Below are 17,041 nucleotides of genomic sequence, written 5' to 3'. Positions count from 1 at the left end.
ACGAGAACAGACCATATCGCGTAGAAGGTATCAATACGCCTCGTCTTAAAGCAGTCAACGCAGGCGTATCATGTAGCTTTACGCGGTAAACGGCTCAAGCATTACGCTGACTCGTGCGGTTATTCATCATCATTAAACTTGACCTGTATGGCTATAGACTGATCAGGACGACCAGCGTTCTCAGTAAGAGGCCTCAGATTATCATCAAGAATAGCGATATAAGGCTTCTCCGCAGTCAATGCAGCGAACTGAGGCAAATCGAGATCAATGCGGTTAGCAACCCCTTTTGTACACTCCGGATCAACATTACCCATAATGGCATAAAACAGATTCGTTTTTCCTTTTGCAGGCGAGGCATCTTTAATCATCCGGGAAAGGGAGATTCCCCCCTGTTTTTTATCGCAAACCGCCAGTTTTCCAATGACTTCCGGGTAGATGGTAACCCCCACCGAAGGGAGATTTGTATAGGTAAAACGGGTCAAAAACAAACCATCGCCTTCCAGAAAGCGGTTAGCAAGTATTGAAGGCTGAATAAGTGAATGATGTCCGGCAGACATGATATTAACAGGCGGAAAACTATGTGTTTTTTCAGATTTTAACAGCGTCTCTGTCCAGACCATTAGATTTTTATCCTTCAACGCATTACGTAAATCATTCGCTCGTGAGGAAGAATAAGCATTATCTTCATTCAGATTGACCTTAACTGCCATGGGTGTTTTAGAAATAAGACCTGATGTCGAATGAACGGAAGCCAGAGAACCATTGTAATAGCAATACTGATTGCCAAAACTACGCAACTCAGGATTCAGTGTTGATAACTCACGACAAGTATCTATCCACAAAAACATTTGATTGTTGCTAATAAGGTTCACAAGGAAAAATGCGGGAAGATAGCTGTTATTCCCGACAGAGATGATATTATCGCTGCTAAAGACAACATCTTCTATTTTACCGGTTTTCGTGTAACGGATAAGAGAAGGGATCTTAAATGACTTATCGCCTACCTTAACTTGCTTTTTGTGGGAATCAATTTCAACGCTGCCATTAATATCAGGGTAACCCCAGAATGCCATATCAATAGTCGTTCGCCAGGAAAGTAGTTTTCTGTCCAGGAACATTTGCCCCGAGAAATTTTCCGCGAGCGTCGCCATATTGCCATTTAAATCACGGCCAAGCCCTACAGGGTGAGAACCATAGTTCAGATAATTGAGAATGGTCGGAGAAACATCAAGAGTTGTACCATGACGAGGATTTTGAGTTGGTTTGATACCCGCGCCAGTGATCATCAATAAATTATGGCGTTCCTTCTTCTTCAACGTCTCTAGTGTCTTTACCATTACTGGAGCGAGATGATCTGAACCAAAAACCAGTAACGTATCATCCAGAAGACCTTTCTTCTTCAAGGACTGATACACTTTACCAATAAGGAAATCGGTACAATGCGCCGCATTCAGCAGATGATCATTACCATCACCATACTTCATAGTCGCGCATTCATGTGCCAGATACCCTTCCGGCTGATGGGTTCCGATATTGATTGAAAAGAGTCCCCAGGGCGCCTGGGTCTGTCGCAAAGAAGCAACGCGCGTCAGTAATTGTTCGTAAAGGGTATCATCATACAGCCCCCAGTTGTTTATGTAATCTTTGGCCACATGTTGATCAATAAACTCTTTCCTACCTTTCACATCAGAAAAACCATGATCCTTATAAAACTGCCCTTTTCCTGCGAATTCAGTTTCGGCTCCGCCCATAAACTCCAGGTGATAGCCTTTCGATTTTAAAATATCCCCTAAACATACAGCATTGGGCATAAAATTATTCATCTGGAAATTATCATTGGTGAACACAGATAATAACGGCAAACCGCATTGACTGGAAACCATTCCGGCCATTGTCCAACTGCTACCAATAGTTTGACCAATGTTAGTGAATGTAACGCTATCCTTTTCAATTTTATGCAACTCAGGAAGTAATCCAGGGAAAAGACTTTCATCCATATAATTCCCTTCCAGACTCTCCAGATAAAAATAAATGATATTCTTAGGCTTTTGAGTCGATGATATGACTTGCGGCTTTATAAAATAATCAGAAAAATCACCTGAGGATTGCGATGTCAACGAATACGAAATTAAATTTGAGGTTGCAGGAGTACAAAAGAATGCGCATAACACCATTATCACGCCTTCAACCACCGGCACAATTTTGAATTTGGTATTTTTGCTTTTTAAAAAAGACCTCAAATAGATAATAATAAGAACTGCAAAAATAGCTTGCGACAATAAGAAGTAAAATATTAAAAAGTAAAAATCACTAAAATCTCCCCCTTCGACTCCGAATCGAAGATGGTAGAAAACAGAATCATCAAAACCTATACCCGTAAACCAATTAGCGACTAAATAGCACCCTGTCAATAAACTAAAAATTATTGTAATAAGGATAAAACAGGTAGCAATGATCGAGCCGGCGATACCTCGACTGTGGCTTTTAAAGAAAAAAAAGAAAGCAGACAAATAAAGCAATGCTGCTAAAAAAGACCAACTCTCATTCCCCATTTCCATAATAAACCGCATCCTTTTAAATCTCAGGCATTAGAAATGCTGACGTCATAGAAAATTATTTATCAACTGTTTCCCATAAGTATATTATTCATAATGAATGTTTTTATAAACATAAAACAATAAAATACCCTACAAGCAAAATGCCGGTAGGGTATTAATGAATTTGTTGAGCCTACAGTCATTGACATAGTATGACAATGACAAAACTCTTTACTCAATCAATAATCATACAACTAACTGGGACTCAACTTCTTTTACATGGTGACGAGCCAGGGCTAAGTTAGCTTTCGCCTTATCAAGAACAAAATAGATAAAAAGCCCTGGATTCTTATCAATAGGGCAAATAATATGATACTGTTTACCTAATGTAATCAGAATATCATCAATTTTATCGTTGAGCTTAAGGGTTTCCATCGTTTTCATTTTTGCACGCACTACTTCGGTGTTACCTGCAGAAGCCAGTTCCAGGTTAATGCCTGAGCCAGCCTGACCTAGCATCATACCGCTATTAGAGTCAACAACAGAAGCGACGATCGCACCAGAAACCTGCATCAGCGAATTTAATGATTCAGAAATATTACTCATGATAAGTCCTTTATAAAAAAATAGATTAATTCCAATAAAACTACTCGATCAACAACGCCAATAACTTCAGTACATCCTCCTTATTCCTGATATCAACAGCAATAACAGGAACATTTGAATCATTAATTAAATCTAATATTTCAATGACTCTATCGGAATAAGACTCACTATACTTACTAATTCCTACAATACATTTACTGGTCAACAACACATCACGAAACCTATTGATGAAAAAATTAATTTCATCTGTAAATGTCTTGCTGGTAATATCAAAAAGTATTACAGTGCCTCTTGATCCTTTACTCATAAACTCCCAGAGAAACTCGAACCTCATCTGACCAGGGACACCATAGAGTCTCACACGGGTATCATTGTTAAAGCTAAACTCACCATAATCAATGCCAACAGTGACTGTCTTCTTTGGAACCAGCTGACTATTCAAAGACTCTGTATCTAATGAGGAACGCATAACCTCCGTGCTCACAACAGATATTTCACTAACTGCATTTATGGCTGTCGTTTTACCAGCCCCTGTTGGACCCACGAACACTATTTTTAATTCATTCATATATAAAAACACCAGATAGCAAATTAGTGTGTTTTTGCAACATTCAGAGGCTCACCGTATGAAATACATTATAAGCATAAAAAAGGAAATAACCAGAAAAAATTGCCAGCATTATAATGCACCATCGACACATGAATATAAACCGCCCTTCCAAAAGGTCATACACATAATATTCATCAGACTAAAAAAAAATGGCAAACAATAGAACTAAAACATGCTTGTAATAATATACTTCCATTTAAATGATGAGTAGATTGAATAGGTAAGATACAATCCAGGCAAGAGTTACTGATTTTCTTAAAAAAGAATTAAAAATTGTTCTGAAATCCACGCATTACCCATTAATCACCTCTAAGCTGTTTAATTCCCTGAGCTGCATCATGATGAGAATTAAGGCTTCGCATACGTCGTGAATCAACAGTATTCTTATTCGACTTACCTCGTGTTCCTTTGTGTTGGCTCGAAGCAGTATGGCTATCCTTACCTCCGTTCCCTAACACAGGTATAGGCAGCACGTTATTGATTGCCTGATTATCCATCTTCACATTTGCAATCCGTTGCACATAGCTGGAACTTCCTCCAGCATCTGCAATGAAACCCCGACTAAAGTTACCACTGTAGTAACAGGAGAACGCTTTCAGCCGGGCGGTTTCCGCATCAGATACTTTTAACGCGCGATCGTAACATTCCTGATAAATAGAAGCCGCAGCGCGGAGGTTTGAACATGGTTCAAATACAGTTTCATAATCAAGGGCATATCTGGACAAATTATACCGGTTTATCTGCGCCAGCCCCATTGAAAAATTCCAACCAGCGTTAGCAAGATAGCGAGCAGTAACAATAGCCTCTTCCTTATTTACAGGCTGACGAGCCAGTCTTCCCCCCACCACGCCTATGGCATAAGGGTTAAAAGAAGACTCAACGCTGATAATTCGATGTATAGCCTCAGTGTACACTTCCGCACCGCATTGTGCCGTAATAGCGGGCAAGTCAAACATTCTCAAACCCTTTCAGAAAATAGAGAAAAATGTAGCGACGTTTATTTGCACTACGGGAATTTTGACTATTCATCCGGGTTTACATAGCGGGTCGTTTCTCTTGCCATCGCTCCGGCAATGACATCATAAAGCGCATCGTAATTAGTTGCTATAAAAGCGTGTCCAGGACCGACACAAGAGTTTTGCCAGTCTAAATCAGAACCATTACTTATTAAAGAGATATAATATATTTCCACATCTGTCGTCGTCGTTCCAGCAGGATATTTTTTAAGACCGTTTCTGATTACATCACAGAGATGATATGTATCCATTAGTGTCTTTCTATTTTTCTTTGAATAGGTATCATCCTCACCATCAGAGATGACAAATATCATTTTAACGTCATTTTTGCCTTTGGTGATGAGTGGTACAGCTCTTAATAATCCACTAATACTATCCGTCCCCCCACCTGGAGGTCCCATGTTGTTAAAATTGTCTATTATGGAACGGTTATCTGTAAGCTCCACCAGATAGTAATTGGGCTTTTCGATAGTTCTGATAAATTTAGCGACATTTGCATGATCATGGGTCCCCGAAGTAGCGTAGGCGCAAAGAGACTCAAAAGGAATAACATGATCGGAAGAATACTGAGAGGGACCATTAAGATAATTAATAAAAGTCACAACATTATCATCAGTAAATAGATAATCGTCTGCAACAGTACCTTCGTAATCCATTGTTTCAATATTAGCGATAGAATTATATTTACTTACTGATGCTGTTAGCAAATTAAACTTATTAAAGTTATTGGTAAATTCCTCATAATTATCTGGGTTATGAATATCAGAACTAGGGTCTGCATCACAGGTTAACTTGCCACTATCTTTTCTACAATACCCCTCATCAATTAACCATGTCTCCGCAGAGGTTGTCGTATAACCATTGGCTTTCGCGATTACATCCTTATAATAACTATTAAGATAGGCGTCTGTATTGTTTATAAAGGTATTACCTGTCGTGCGTTCCGGTGGTTGTTTGTTATACCAAAAACTCCAGTCTAACCCTGAATACTTATCCTGAAGCTTTCCAATATAAGTACACCCAACCTCTTTACTTGTCGTACTTGCGTAATTCGTCTTGTCTAATACGGCAGGAATTCCCGTAGAGAACGGTACAATACCAATCGTACTACCATTGTCATTATCGAATATTCGGTTACCAAGATCGGTAAACACTTTTTTTAATAATTCAATACGAGTGTAGCCTCTCTCTGCTGAACTACTATTCATAGAACCTGAAAAGTCGAGTACAAACGTATAATCTGCAGGGACGGAAAGATCTTCAAGTGATTTGCGGATATGACCCGACGACCGCTCGCCATGCAAAGTTATGTTCGAATGAAAACCACTATAACCCTCTTTGTATAAAGAAAGTAACGGATGGGTGATGATATCAGAATCTAAGGAAAAATCTGTCGACACCACCTTACCATTTTTATCCTTTTCTTTATCAACATTTATATAGACTTTGTTTTTGTCTATTTCCTCACCAGGGAGATAATAAGATAAATACATTACTGTTTTTTCAGTATCTGCATTTTTATCGTCACTGTCATATGACATCGCAATTGAATAGACGCCCTGATTAATAGCATCTGATAAACGAGACCGCTCAGTGATAAATCGAGCCCCATCAATTGCTAATGAAAAGAAACCGATAAGCGTAGGCAACATAAGCGCATAACTTATTGTTACAGCGCCTTCCCTGCAAATAATGAATAACAAAAATCGTTTGATTAAATATTTCATTTTATATCTACCTGAGTTACCAGCAGAAATGATAGCTTTGTTTACCGCGGCAGCGCGACATTTCGAATATAAAGACTACCGAGGTCCTTATTAAAGATGCCCAAAGCTCGATTAAAATAACTTTCTGCTCCGGGAACACACAAAATCACTTCATAAACCGGAAACCAATCTTGATCAGCGTCAGGAGATCTATCCGGGCGATGACCCCAGACCGAAAGCTTCGCAAGATCCTCACGACGGGAATACTTACGTGTAACATCACAACCCTCAATGAACATGGTATTAAAAGAGGTTGATGTATATCTTGAAAGTGGCCCGTCTGGTTTAACGGGATGCGAGCTTGGGCAATTATTTAGGCGACTACTTTGAATACTACTTTGAATACTACATTGTTGGGCTATAGGCTGTAGAATTTGTATACCGAGCTGATAGGGCTCGACGGAACCATCTTTTTGGCGCAACATCTCGTCCAGCGTTGCTTTTAAGGTATCCAGATCGCTTTTGCTAATATCGGAAGCGTTACCGCCACCAAACAGACCTTTTCGCTCACGAAAAATCATTGTTAATGAATAATTAACGCGCTCCATATGGCTTTTTTTAATGAGTGAAAAACTCATATCAATCAGGAATCCGCACATCAAAGCGAAAATCAGTAAATAAAAAGCAAACTCGATGCTTGAGGTTCCTTTCTCAGAATATAATCTTTTCCATAAACCGTAACGTTTCATCGCAACATCCTGTATATAGAGGATTCACTTAACAAGAGTGACTATGTCTAATTTATAGGTAAAACTGTTTTTATTTATTGTTATCATGATACGTATGAAAACTTGCTCTAAGTATTTTCGCACCTTCTGCACCAGAAGAATTATTAATGCAAGCGTTTATTATTTGCTAAATAGTTCACTGATTCACAAAGCGCAAACATCGCTCCCGTTAATAACCATCCTTAAAGCTTCTGTCAATATTGGCCTCTTGTATATAGACAATTCGGCGAGTCATTTTTTCCTGCATAATATCAACAGGGAACACAAAAAATAGCGGTTCATAGGGAACTTCAATTTTATATATGGAAATTGGATTTTTCGTGTTACTCAGTTCACTACAATTAACAAATGGTTCCTTTTCATTGTGGTCATAACCACATGAAGCTATTTCAGTCTTTATTTCAACCTCTTTACCTAAAGTCAATAAAGCCCACCCGTTGGCACTTTCATTGATTGCATTTTGAAAATACTCATGTACCACATCCGGATTTGAGGGATCCTGTATATTTGCTGACGCATTCCCACTATCTGCCAGGAGAGCGTCCAGAGAAGCCATGATAAAAATTACACGGCACAACTCCATTATAAAAAGAATAGAAACAATGAATGGTACGATAACAAATGCAAATTCGATTGCTGCAGCACCATCTTCCTCTGCAAATAATCTTCTGAGTCTTGACATTTTAATAAACAAACCTCCACATGGTCATGATATAACCAATAGTAATCGCAACACCAAATGGGACAGAGGTTTCATTATGATGTAGTACACATCGAGTGAACAATAAGATTGAAAGCGCACAAAATACGCCGTGTAAACTGACAAAAACTGCAAAGTCAATAAATTGGCTGGCTGGAATGCTAAAAGATAAAGATGCGATTAGTTTTATATCCCCGGCACCTATTACCCCTAAAAGATTTATGAAAAAACCAACAATCATAATAGAGAGAGGAATTTTTATATTAATATCTTGTACGACGAATGAGAGAAGAAGCGAGAGAAGCAAAATAGTAAAAACCACTTTATTTCTAATTCTCCTCTCAAAAATGTCCGTATAACAGCAATATATCAATTGAATGGCAATTAATACTATCAAACCTCTCTGCAATAAGATCATTAGTTCATACCATGACAATTTGTTTTCAGACAAGATAAAAAAGAGAAATCACCTTTTACCCTTTTTCTTCTTAGCACTCTTCATTTTGTGATACACAGGAATAACCACATCCTGATGTTTAACAGCTACTTCTGCTGAAGAAATTTGCTGGTGACAAACTGTAATGCTTTCATTCTTAATGAGTCGAATGTCGTGTTTTTCGAAAAGAGACCATATCATACTGAAATAGTTACTAATTGTGTCACGGATCAGCGTGTCACGATCGCAAAGAATCGGTTCAATTGCAATAACACCACAGGTAATATCAGCACGAGTAAGATGAATAGCCTTCTTTAGGCAATAATCTATTCTCTCGACAGGTTCATCAGACATTTTATCTAAAAGGTCTTTTCTGATCTGTGATACCATCTCATGAAGCTGTGAAATTCGATTTACCGTAATATTCTCACGCGATTCAATGACAGGCTTCGCTGAAATAAAACCGCTGATAAAATCAGAAGCGCACAAGCCTACTGCGGCTTCAAAGCTAAACGAACTATTCATTACATTACCTCACCGTGTTTATAAATGTTTATTACAAATCTCAATTATATTTTCCGAAAGCTGCCTTACACGCCAGAAAATTTGACCTATTGACTCATCTTTTGATGTTATTGCCATCAAACATAACATCTTCTGTGCGGCCGGGATGCGATTAAAAAGAATCATGTTTTGGTCGCTCTCCATAAAAACGGCATTTTGCTCACCGCCCCCCACTTCAGTTAACATCGCAGAGCTGATCCCCAGCAGGGAACTGGTTAATGCTGATACTTTTCGAATATGGAGTTCATAGCCTGGCGTGAGAAGAGAGGCAATTTCAAAGCCATCTGCTGTAGATATGAGCAAATTTTTTAATACTGCATTCCCCTCAGAGAAGCGTTCAAGCTCGGCTTTTAATTCATTGATCAACAAATCAGATATAGTATTAACATCTGTATCACTATGCTGTTCCATTGAATCGGATTGATCATGCGCTTCTAATTCTGGCTCGGAGGGGTCAGACTCAACGTCATTCATACCAAACGGTAACATAATTTTATCCATCGTCATTAACCATCGTAAATTTTTCAACACCAATTTGCTTTCCGATAAAGCAAATTACCTGGACTGTATGCAACAATAACTTTTAAAGATTATTGCACAGACAAATTAGAAAATTTTTCATTTAATCGCAGGCGAGTTAATGCAATATTTGCATCACGTGCAATACGAATAAAAATAAAATATTTTGCTGCTTCAGGAACTTGTTTTAAAAGAAATATATCATCACTATAGGTAATTAATATATCTTCCATAGTCTTTTGTTGCGCAGAGAGTTTACTGAATTTTATATTCGCCCTGATAATATCACTCATACCTGTACTCAAAAAACCAAACCTATCATTGATATTTTTGCTGTGTACGATTTCTTTAATTGTGTTATCTATTAAAGCAACGCCCAGAACTCCATCAATCCCAGATAAGGTATCAAGCAAATTATTAATTTTATGTTCCATACTCGCTCCATTCACTCTTTACCCCAATAATATTGACAGTAAAAGAGTGCACTATGACTATTAACTCTTAAATATCCAGGACAGACAATCTACAGCCTCGCAAGCATAAGCGAGAAGATTAAGTAAGCAATATACTAATAGTTAATATCAACTATTACTTTCTCTTTATATTGACCGTTAACTGATAAACGTGAAACACTTTTAGTTGTAATACATTTGTTAGTTACTATTTGCAGTTTCGAGTTCCCATTGCCATTATTCATGATTTCTATTTTTTTAATATTTTGCCGTTTTTGTATATTTGCGAGGAGCGAATCATAAATACGTTTCATAGGCTGAGCGTTAAATATCTCTATTTCGACTATATTGTCATAACGTTTGGGCATCACACTATAATTAAGTGGGTAGGCAGAATAAAGAGCAATTCTATCGCCACCCGGAATACTGGCAGATGTCACATTGGCTATTAATTTAGCATGTGGTATTTCTCCAGCAAAAGGAAGGACAGCATCAGATATACTTTTATCAAATGTACAATTCTGGGATATTCCACTGTTCACCAGTTGAGAGGAATCATCAGATTTTATATTATTCAGCATATCCGATACAGGTATTGTCAGGGGCTTATTTTGATTAAGGCCAACGCTTGTGCTTGCAGTCACTGCAACATCGTTTTTTTGTCCTTCTATTTTAAAATGTTCTCGCGGTGATAATTTTGCCAAAGATGCAATTAGCGCATCAGGTTGTGATGTTGAGAGTTTATCATCAATAATAATTTTTTTCGCACTCTCGTAATCATCGGATTTTACCAGAGCATAGGCTAGGTTATACGCAGTTTGTGGTTTATATTCTTTCCTGGAATACAGAGGGAGAAGATAATTTCTTGCCGTAATATAATCTCCTTGCAGAATAGCCATCATGGCCAGATTATTGACGACGACCTCTTCATCATAAAAAAGCCCTCTTGCTTTTTCAAAAGATAACGTTGCCTTAAGATAGTCTCCTGTTTGAGCCAGTAAAATACCCTGTAAATTCCATAATTCCCCGTTTGAGTCATCATGTGCAAGCATTTCATTTAGAATGGCCTGGGCTTCATTTTCCTTTCCTAACTCAAGCAGATTCTGTGTCTTAAGCAGTAAATATTCTTTACTTCCTTTTTTTTCTACCAATGGTGCCAGATAAATATTTGATGAGTTATAGTCGCCAATTTTATTATATAGCTGTGATAGATAGTATCGTTCATAATCATTATCTTTAACACTGAGTTTATTTCTGTATATCTCAATAAGCCCTTGATAATCATTCAGTTGAGTTAGGATATATTCCTTTTGTTCTTCATCAGATGCATTCGTAGGTCCACCTGTACAGCCAGATAGCACAGCAAGCATTAATAGGGGTAATAATCTTTTTACCATGTCGAAGTCATCTTAATCAGGCCCGGACCGGCAACAATTGCGATCAGGGGAAAGAGAATAAAAGCAATCATTGGGAATGTCATCTTTGCAGAAAGTGCTGCAACTTTTTCTTCCATTGCAAGTAATTGCATCTGTCTAATTTCTTTAGATAAATCTATAAGTACAGCATATATCGACGAGCCAAATTTTGTGCTCTGCAATAATGCTGAACACATCATTCTTACTTCTTCATTAACCACTTCACCTGAAAGTTGTTCAAGTGCAGCGTTAATGCCACTAACATCAGCTCTCAAAACAGTGCGGATAAGCAACGAAGACAGATCTTTATTGATCACTTCCATCTTATGAGAAATATAAGCAAGCGAAGCTTCGACTGTCATACCTGACTGGATGCATACGGCTAAAAGATCTATACAGTAAGGAATGTCATTAGATATTCTTCTAAATCGCCGCTGAGAAATAGCTGTTTGCACTCTCGAAGGTACGATAACAATCACTCCGAGTATAGCTAACAGTACAATCATTAGCATCTGATTATCAAGCTTCATCCATCCCATATAATTCGCTATGAGCACTGGTGAAGCTATCACAACAAATAAAAATGCCTTAACTTTAACATTCTTATCTAACTCAGATGAAATTGAAACAAGTTTACTATTTTTCTTGAATGTTTTATCCAGTTGCGTCTCTATCAAATTTGTTCCATATGTTAATATATTCTTTTTATTACTATCTACTTTAGAAAAATTGATTAACTTCTTAACTTTATTAGCTCGCTGCTTGCGATAAATAAGGAGTAATATACTTCTCATTCCAGTCAGAAAAACAATAAAAGAAATAATATATATCATTTCACCCAACCTTATTCATCATAGACCAAACGATAAATAGCCCTATTAATATACTTGTTAATGCGTAATAAAGAATATATTTCCCTGCATCTGTTCCAATAAGAATTTCAAAGTTATCTGGTGCCACAAATTTCAAGAAAAAGAAAAAAAAGACAGGAATAATGACAAGTACTTTAACCGACATTCTTGCCTCAGCAGTCATTGCGATTTTTTTTCTGTCCAACGTCTTACTTGCTGAGATTAACATTGTCAGGCGAGACATCACTTCGCTAACTTGCCCTCCGCCTTTCATATTTATAAGTACCGTAATAACGAATGAAAAATATTCACTATAGGGAAATTTTTCGTAAGAATCCATAAATATGCGCTCAGGATCATCTCCGATATCCAGTCGCATGAGAATACGTTTGAACTCTCTTCCGAAATCGCTGTCTATCACCCGCGAGCATTCTTCAAAGCCCTGCAATACCGGGCGCCCTACTCGTACCGCGCTATTAATTATATTGAGTGCCTCGGAGAAATCCCTCTCAAACTCTCGCCGGTACTTTTTTACTTGTCGCATATACAAAATATAGATGGTAGCAAGTAACGTTATATTTGTTATTACAACATTGCTGAAATTCAGATATTCCATGTTTACATATAATGCTGCGGCACATGCCACCAGTATTATCGCTACATGCTTAAAAATGTGCTCGTTTTTTTTTCCAATTAGATTAGCATGAAGCTTTTCAATAAAAATAAAAACTCCTGCCATTGAATCTTTGAATGGTTGTTTTTTATTTGCTACTTCCTGGCTGGCAATGATGTTCGTTGAGAGTATTTTTCCTTTTATTTCTTTCGTTTTTTTTAACGATAAATATATTTGAAGAACGCCACAAATAGAGATAACAATAAAAATCATTGCCATTATCATGAGACTTTATTCCCAAATAGTTGCCGTAACGGATCAAGATAACCATGAATTAAAGCTTGCCGATAAACTGCTGACCGCTGCAAAAGACCGTTACATGTAAATGTACCCGTGATCATACCATTATTATCTCTTTCAGGATTAGCAGCATAAGAAAAGATATCCTGTAGAATAATATTCTCACCTTCCATCCCCATGACTTCGGATATATTTATTACTTTTCTGGACCCATCGGGAAGACGTGAAGCTTGAACAATGATATTCACAGCAGTTGAAATATTTCTCCGTATTGCTACTAGGGGTAATGCTGAATTGGCCATCATTACCATGCTCTCAAGACGAGCTAATGCATCACGCGGGTTATTTGCATGCAGCGTTGACATAGAACCATCATGTCCGGTGTTCATTGCCTGCAGCATTTCGAAGGCTTCTGGTCCGCGGCATTCCCCAATAATAATACGATCCGGGCGCATACGAAGTGAGTTGATAACCAAATTTCGCATCGTGATTTGCCCTTGGTTTTCTGAACCTGCCAATCGCGTTTCTAGTCTTAATACATGTGCTTGTTGTAAACGAAGTTCCGCTGCATCTTCAAGTGTCAAGACACGTTCAGTTTCGTCAACATATTGGGACATCGCATTTAGTAGAGTTGTTTTACCCGAGCCTGTCCCCCCGGAGACAATGATATTGACTCTACAGCGACTTGCAATTACCAGGAAATTAGCCATCATTTCATTCATACTGCCATATTTGATTAGATCTCCCAGAGTTATATTTCCCTTACCAAATTTACGAATGGACATTGAAGTGCCATCAATAGATATTGGAGAAATAACTACGTTGAGTCGGCTACCATCAGGCATACGCGCATCCACAAGCGGTTGCGCGTCATCAATTCGCCTTCCTACTTTACCCACCAAACGTCGGGCAATATCTGTTAACTGCTCATTATTGATGAACTGCTTATCAGAGAGTTCCAGGCGACCTTTACGTTCTACAAAGATACGATCCGGGCCGTTGACCAATATATCGCTAATCGACTCATCTTCCATTAACTCGCGCAATGGACCATAGCCAGTAATTTCATCAACAACTAACTCACACAGCTCCTGTCGCTCCGGTGCAGAGAGATAATTCTCTGTGCGATTGTTATTAATAACATTACGAATAACCGTATTAACTTCGTTAATGAGTTCCGCACGGTTTTCTTTGATACTTTCAATTTGTTCCAGATCTATGTTTTTAAGTACTTCTTGTCTGAAATAGATAAAGGAAATTGATTTATTCATATAAGGCCCATGATTAATATAGTGCCTTGACGAGGGATAGCCACGATGATAACCTGGTCATTAATTATTTTTCTTCTTATTAAATATTGAAAATAGTGATAGACCTTTCTTATTGCCATCAGATTTCTCACCTTTCATATTTTTACCCAACATTTTGGCCGTAAAGAAATAAAGTTCTGATTTGTTATCAGTCTTTTTTACATCTTTAATGTAAGGGTGTACAATGTCAATTTTCTTACCCAGGTAATTTTCTATATCTTCCTTATTCAACTCATTCGGCCTTGAATGATGATTTTCATTCAGAATGATAATGTTTTTTGAATTTTTCTTCTGATTGTCTGACGTGGTGGTTGTTCTTTCTAATTCATCAATGATAAGACGGGCATTGCGTACTGATGAGAGTTCTCTGGTTACAACAATAAAGATAAAATCGGAACCAGGGACAATGTAGGCAAGTTTATCTCTCACCTGTGTTGTAACGTTGTGGTCAAAAACAACAATATTATAATTTTTGTATTCGTCCGAATCAAACTGCCATTGCTCTTCATCAGTAGCAATCTTCATTCCGCGATTTGCGTCAATATAGGATATTACACCGTCATGTTGTAGAGCGGTATCTGATATGAGATCAAGATCGGGTGTGCCTGTATGCCCCTGAACAAGCAATACAGGTAAATGACTTAATCCACAAATTGATCTAAAAAACTGGTATGCGACAAAAGAAGTTCCACTTCCCCCTTTGCAGCCCAGGATACTGATGCGTTGTGTATAGCTCACACTTGTAACATCAGTTTCAAAATTCTTCAATGTTACACCGAGCAATGTAATTTGTGAATCAAGATGCAAATATACAGCCCCAATTCGCTTCATTTCATTGCTGAAGGTAATTGAATCAACATCACCTATAAATATTTTTTTCGTTGCAGCTGGAAAGAGATATTTTATCTTTTGCTGTATAGCGTCTACATCATTAAAATCTTCAATATCAACGATGAGATACTCTGACGATGTTAATTCTTTATCATCGATAATATCATTGAAAAATTTATTTACCTGGATAATGTCATGGCAGCCGTTCACGCGTATTTGGGTCATTACCCCAGCAGAAACATGACTACGTGATGAGATGACAGTAACAGTTCCAATAGTGGAATTGTTATTTTTATTTTCAATATTTCTTTTGTTAATTTTAGTAAGATCCAGCATTTCCCCTCCCGTTCCTTATCGGATAAATCCACCGCGTGAAATGAAACTTCTTGCGTCTTCTTCTAGTCTATTAGTATGTTCATCAGCAACGCCGACATTGAAAAAAAGTTTGTCTACTGAAGTTTTATGGTATTGGGGAGTGGGGATTTTATAGCTATTTTCTGCTGAAAATGGTTTTACTAATTTTACAGTTGCGAATACGACCAGCTCACTCTTCTCTCTTTCAGTCTGTGAGCTGCGGGCAAAAGCCCCAAGGATTGGGATATCGCCAGCATACGGCACTTTAGATAAAGACTCTCGGTCAGTTTCAGTCAGTAATCCACCGATGACAAAACTATCTCCATCAGCTAATTCTATTGTGGATTGTGTTCTTCTGGTGTTAATGGTCGGGATAGCATAGGAGTTGTAAGTGTAGCTCCCTGTAACATTACTTAATTCGTTAGATATGAAAAGACGGATTTTATCAGTGCGATTCACCTTTGCGCCAATATTAAGACGTATGCCGTATTCCTTATACTCCACAGATGCCGTACTGTTGCCACCACTGTCGACAACAATTGGAATCTCCCCTCCTACCAAAAAGCTGGCATACTCTCCTGAGAGAACGGTTAAATTCGGTTGTGCTAACACTTTCGCAATGCTGTCGTTTTTGACGGCGTTGATAACAGTACTAATGTTTCCTGCATCAAATCCGCCTTTAAAGCCTATTAAGCTGAAGACTCCCGCGCTGTTTGCTGTACTCCCACCGTTGATGATACTGTCAAGTGTTAAGCTGCTCCATTCAATGCCCAACGCATCGGTGAATTGCTTAGTCACTTCAACAACGGTTAACTTCACATTAACCTGTTGCGGCGATGATAGTACAGTCATGCGATCGATGATATTGTCCCATCTTTTTTTACTTAAATGGTCGATCTTGGTACCGCCCGTGCCGCCGCCTTGCGAGTTTTCATTCCAGGTGACGTCTTCTTCTTTTTTATCACTGCCAACAAGACTACCAACAGTGTTATAGATCTCATCTCTTAATTCTTCTGTCGCCACTTCACCCTGAATAATATAAGTTGCCTTATCTTTACTCATGTAGCGCTCAATGCTAATTTTGGTGCCAGGGTATTTTTTATTCACCTTTTGGGCCAGGGAGCTTCCAATTTCATCAACGGCAACGCTAATTTTTTTTAATACTTTACCTTTCACTCCGTAAATCGTTAGATCAGCCACACCTGGTTGCTTGGCGAACAGGACAATTTTTTTATTATCAATGACTTTGTAATCTGCAACATCTGGGTTTGAGATGAAAACAGTCTCTATTTTCTGCTGCGATGAAATATTTTTTGCTTGCCCTTCCTTCAGTGTTAAATCTTCTCCAAAGGCAGACGATAGTAATAATGGACATAAACAAAATAAAACGAGCACTTTTGCTGTTTTCGACATAAATCTATCCTTATTTTTAA

The 17,041-nt window shown here is 38.1% G+C and carries 17 protein-coding genes; all 17 read right to left on the bottom strand.

The window, feature by feature from the left end:
• Positions 1–119: 119 nt before the first annotated feature.
• Positions 120–2,558, bottom strand: a complete 2,439-nt coding sequence (locus AOY24_RS00420; protein ID WP_054175957.1) for a sulfatase-like hydrolase/transferase — start codon at positions 2,556–2,558, stop codon at positions 120–122.
• A 225-nt stretch (positions 2,559–2,783) separates the two neighbouring features.
• A complete protein-coding gene (locus tag AOY24_RS00415) occupies positions 2,784–3,143 on the bottom strand; it encodes a hypothetical protein (protein WP_042999985.1) in 360 nt (119 codons plus the stop codon).
• 40 nt (positions 3,144–3,183) lie between these two features.
• Positions 3,184–3,711, bottom strand: a complete 528-nt coding sequence (locus AOY24_RS00410; protein WP_042999984.1) for an ATP/GTP-binding protein — start codon at positions 3,709–3,711, stop codon at positions 3,184–3,186.
• A 341-nt stretch (positions 3,712–4,052) separates the two neighbouring features.
• On the bottom strand, positions 4,053–4,709 hold the full coding sequence (locus AOY24_RS00405) for a lytic transglycosylase domain-containing protein (protein ID WP_042999983.1): 657 nt from the start codon (positions 4,707–4,709) through the stop codon (positions 4,053–4,055).
• A gap of 65 nt (positions 4,710–4,774) precedes the next feature.
• Positions 4,775–6,496 (bottom strand): VWA domain-containing protein, encoded by a 1,722-nt coding sequence (locus tag AOY24_RS00400; RefSeq protein WP_054175956.1) that lies wholly within the window; start codon positions 6,494–6,496, stop codon positions 4,775–4,777.
• A 41-nt stretch (positions 6,497–6,537) separates the two neighbouring features.
• Positions 6,538–7,224: a tight adherence pilus pseudopilin TadF gene (tadF, locus tag AOY24_RS00395; RefSeq protein ID WP_054175955.1), complete on the bottom strand. Its 687-nt coding sequence runs from the start codon at positions 7,222–7,224 to the stop codon at positions 6,538–6,540.
• Between the two features lie 208 nt (positions 7,225–7,432).
• The gene (locus tag AOY24_RS00390; protein WP_054175954.1) at positions 7,433–7,945 is read right to left on the bottom strand and encodes a TadE/TadG family type IV pilus assembly protein; all 513 of its coding nucleotides are present in this window, start codon (positions 7,943–7,945) and stop codon (positions 7,433–7,435) included.
• A 1-nt stretch (position 7,946) separates the two neighbouring features.
• Entirely contained in the window at positions 7,947–8,381 is a 435-nt protein-coding gene (locus AOY24_RS25585; protein WP_054175953.1) for a prepilin peptidase, read from the bottom strand.
• Positions 8,382–8,429: 48 nt separating this feature from the next.
• Positions 8,430–8,924 (bottom strand): hypothetical protein, encoded by a 495-nt coding sequence (locus tag AOY24_RS00380; RefSeq protein WP_054175952.1) that lies wholly within the window; start codon positions 8,922–8,924, stop codon positions 8,430–8,432.
• A gap of 18 nt (positions 8,925–8,942) precedes the next feature.
• Positions 8,943–9,464 carry a hypothetical protein gene (locus AOY24_RS00375; RefSeq protein ID WP_150546940.1) on the bottom strand — a complete coding sequence of 174 codons (522 nt, stop codon included), beginning with the start codon at positions 9,462–9,464 and terminating at the stop codon, positions 8,943–8,945.
• Positions 9,465–9,553: 89 nt separating this feature from the next.
• Complete coding sequence (locus AOY24_RS00370) at positions 9,554–9,916, bottom strand: hypothetical protein (protein WP_042999976.1); 363 nt, start codon at positions 9,914–9,916, stop codon at positions 9,554–9,556.
• Between the two features lie 134 nt (positions 9,917–10,050).
• Positions 10,051–11,331, bottom strand: coding sequence for a M48 family metallopeptidase (locus AOY24_RS00365; protein ID WP_054175950.1), 1,281 nt, complete (start codon positions 11,329–11,331; stop codon positions 10,051–10,053).
• Positions 11,325–12,182, bottom strand: a complete 858-nt coding sequence (locus AOY24_RS00360; RefSeq protein WP_054175949.1) for a type II secretion system F family protein — start codon at positions 12,180–12,182, stop codon at positions 11,325–11,327. The genes AOY24_RS00365 and AOY24_RS00360 overlap by 7 nt, the downstream gene beginning before the upstream one ends.
• Before the next feature lies 1 nt (position 12,183).
• A complete protein-coding gene (locus AOY24_RS00355) occupies positions 12,184–13,086 on the bottom strand; it encodes a type II secretion system F family protein (RefSeq protein ID WP_172740605.1) in 903 nt (300 codons plus the stop codon).
• An 8-nt stretch (positions 13,087–13,094) separates the two neighbouring features.
• On the bottom strand, positions 13,095–14,384 hold the full coding sequence (locus tag AOY24_RS00350; RefSeq protein WP_054175948.1) for a CpaF family protein: 1,290 nt from the start codon (positions 14,382–14,384) through the stop codon (positions 13,095–13,097).
• Positions 14,385–14,444: 60 nt separating this feature from the next.
• A complete protein-coding gene (locus tag AOY24_RS00345; protein WP_054175947.1) occupies positions 14,445–15,590 on the bottom strand; it encodes a hypothetical protein in 1,146 nt (381 codons plus the stop codon).
• Between the two features lie 15 nt (positions 15,591–15,605).
• Positions 15,606–17,021, bottom strand: coding sequence for a type II and III secretion system protein family protein (locus tag AOY24_RS00340; protein WP_044269102.1), 1,416 nt, complete (start codon positions 17,019–17,021; stop codon positions 15,606–15,608).
• Positions 17,022–17,041: the final 20 nt, after the last annotated feature.

Origin of the sequence: Citrobacter sp. CtB7.12 (assembly GCF_001297795.1) — a bacterium.
Classification (GTDB): domain Bacteria; phylum Pseudomonadota; class Gammaproteobacteria; order Enterobacterales; family Enterobacteriaceae; genus Citrobacter_A; species Citrobacter_A amalonaticus.
Note: the sequence above shows the minus strand (reverse complement) of the source record. Positions and strands in the feature narration are given on the sequence as shown.

Bases quoted from the DNA above. Each gene is read 5' to 3' on its own strand.
- AOY24_RS00405 (WP_042999983.1), bottom strand. From the start codon at position 4,709: ATGTTTGACTTGCCCGCTATTACGGCACAATGCGGTGCGGAAGTGTAC.
- AOY24_RS00360 (WP_054175949.1), bottom strand. From the start codon at position 12,182: ATGATATATATTATTTCTTTTATTGTTTTTCTGACTGGAATGAGAAGT.
- AOY24_RS00345 (WP_054175947.1), bottom strand. From the start codon at position 15,590: ATGCTGGATCTTACTAAAATTAACAAAAGAAATATTGAAAATAAAAAT.
- AOY24_RS00380 (WP_054175952.1), bottom strand. From the start codon at position 8,924: ATGAATAGTTCGTTTAGCTTTGAAGCCGCAGTAGGCTTGTGCGCTTCT.
- AOY24_RS25585 (WP_054175953.1), bottom strand. From the start codon at position 8,381: ATGATCTTATTGCAGAGAGGTTTGATAGTATTAATTGCCATTCAATTG.
- AOY24_RS00355 (WP_172740605.1), bottom strand. From the start codon at position 13,086: ATGATTTTTATTGTTATCTCTATTTGTGGCGTTCTTCAAATATATTTA.
- tadF (WP_054175955.1), bottom strand. From the start codon at position 7,224: ATGAAACGTTACGGTTTATGGAAAAGATTATATTCTGAGAAAGGAACC.
- AOY24_RS00350 (WP_054175948.1), bottom strand. From the start codon at position 14,384: ATGAATAAATCAATTTCCTTTATCTATTTCAGACAAGAAGTACTTAAA.
- AOY24_RS00420 (WP_054175957.1), bottom strand. From the start codon at position 2,558: ATGGAAATGGGGAATGAGAGTTGGTCTTTTTTAGCAGCATTGCTTTAT.
- AOY24_RS00370 (WP_042999976.1), bottom strand. From the start codon at position 9,916: ATGGAACATAAAATTAATAATTTGCTTGATACCTTATCTGGGATTGAT.
- AOY24_RS00415 (WP_042999985.1), bottom strand. From the start codon at position 3,143: ATGAGTAATATTTCTGAATCATTAAATTCGCTGATGCAGGTTTCTGGT.
- AOY24_RS00340 (WP_044269102.1), bottom strand. From the start codon at position 17,021: ATGTCGAAAACAGCAAAAGTGCTCGTTTTATTTTGTTTATGTCCATTA.
- AOY24_RS00390 (WP_054175954.1), bottom strand. From the start codon at position 7,945: ATGTCAAGACTCAGAAGATTATTTGCAGAGGAAGATGGTGCTGCAGCA.
- AOY24_RS00410 (WP_042999984.1), bottom strand. From the start codon at position 3,711: ATGAATGAATTAAAAATAGTGTTCGTGGGTCCAACAGGGGCTGGTAAA.
- AOY24_RS00375 (WP_150546940.1), bottom strand. From the start codon at position 9,464: ATGGATAAAATTATGTTACCGTTTGGTATGAATGACGTTGAGTCTGAC.
- AOY24_RS00365 (WP_054175950.1), bottom strand. From the start codon at position 11,331: ATGGTAAAAAGATTATTACCCCTATTAATGCTTGCTGTGCTATCTGGC.
- AOY24_RS00400 (WP_054175956.1), bottom strand. From the start codon at position 6,496: ATGAAATATTTAATCAAACGATTTTTGTTATTCATTATTTGCAGGGAA.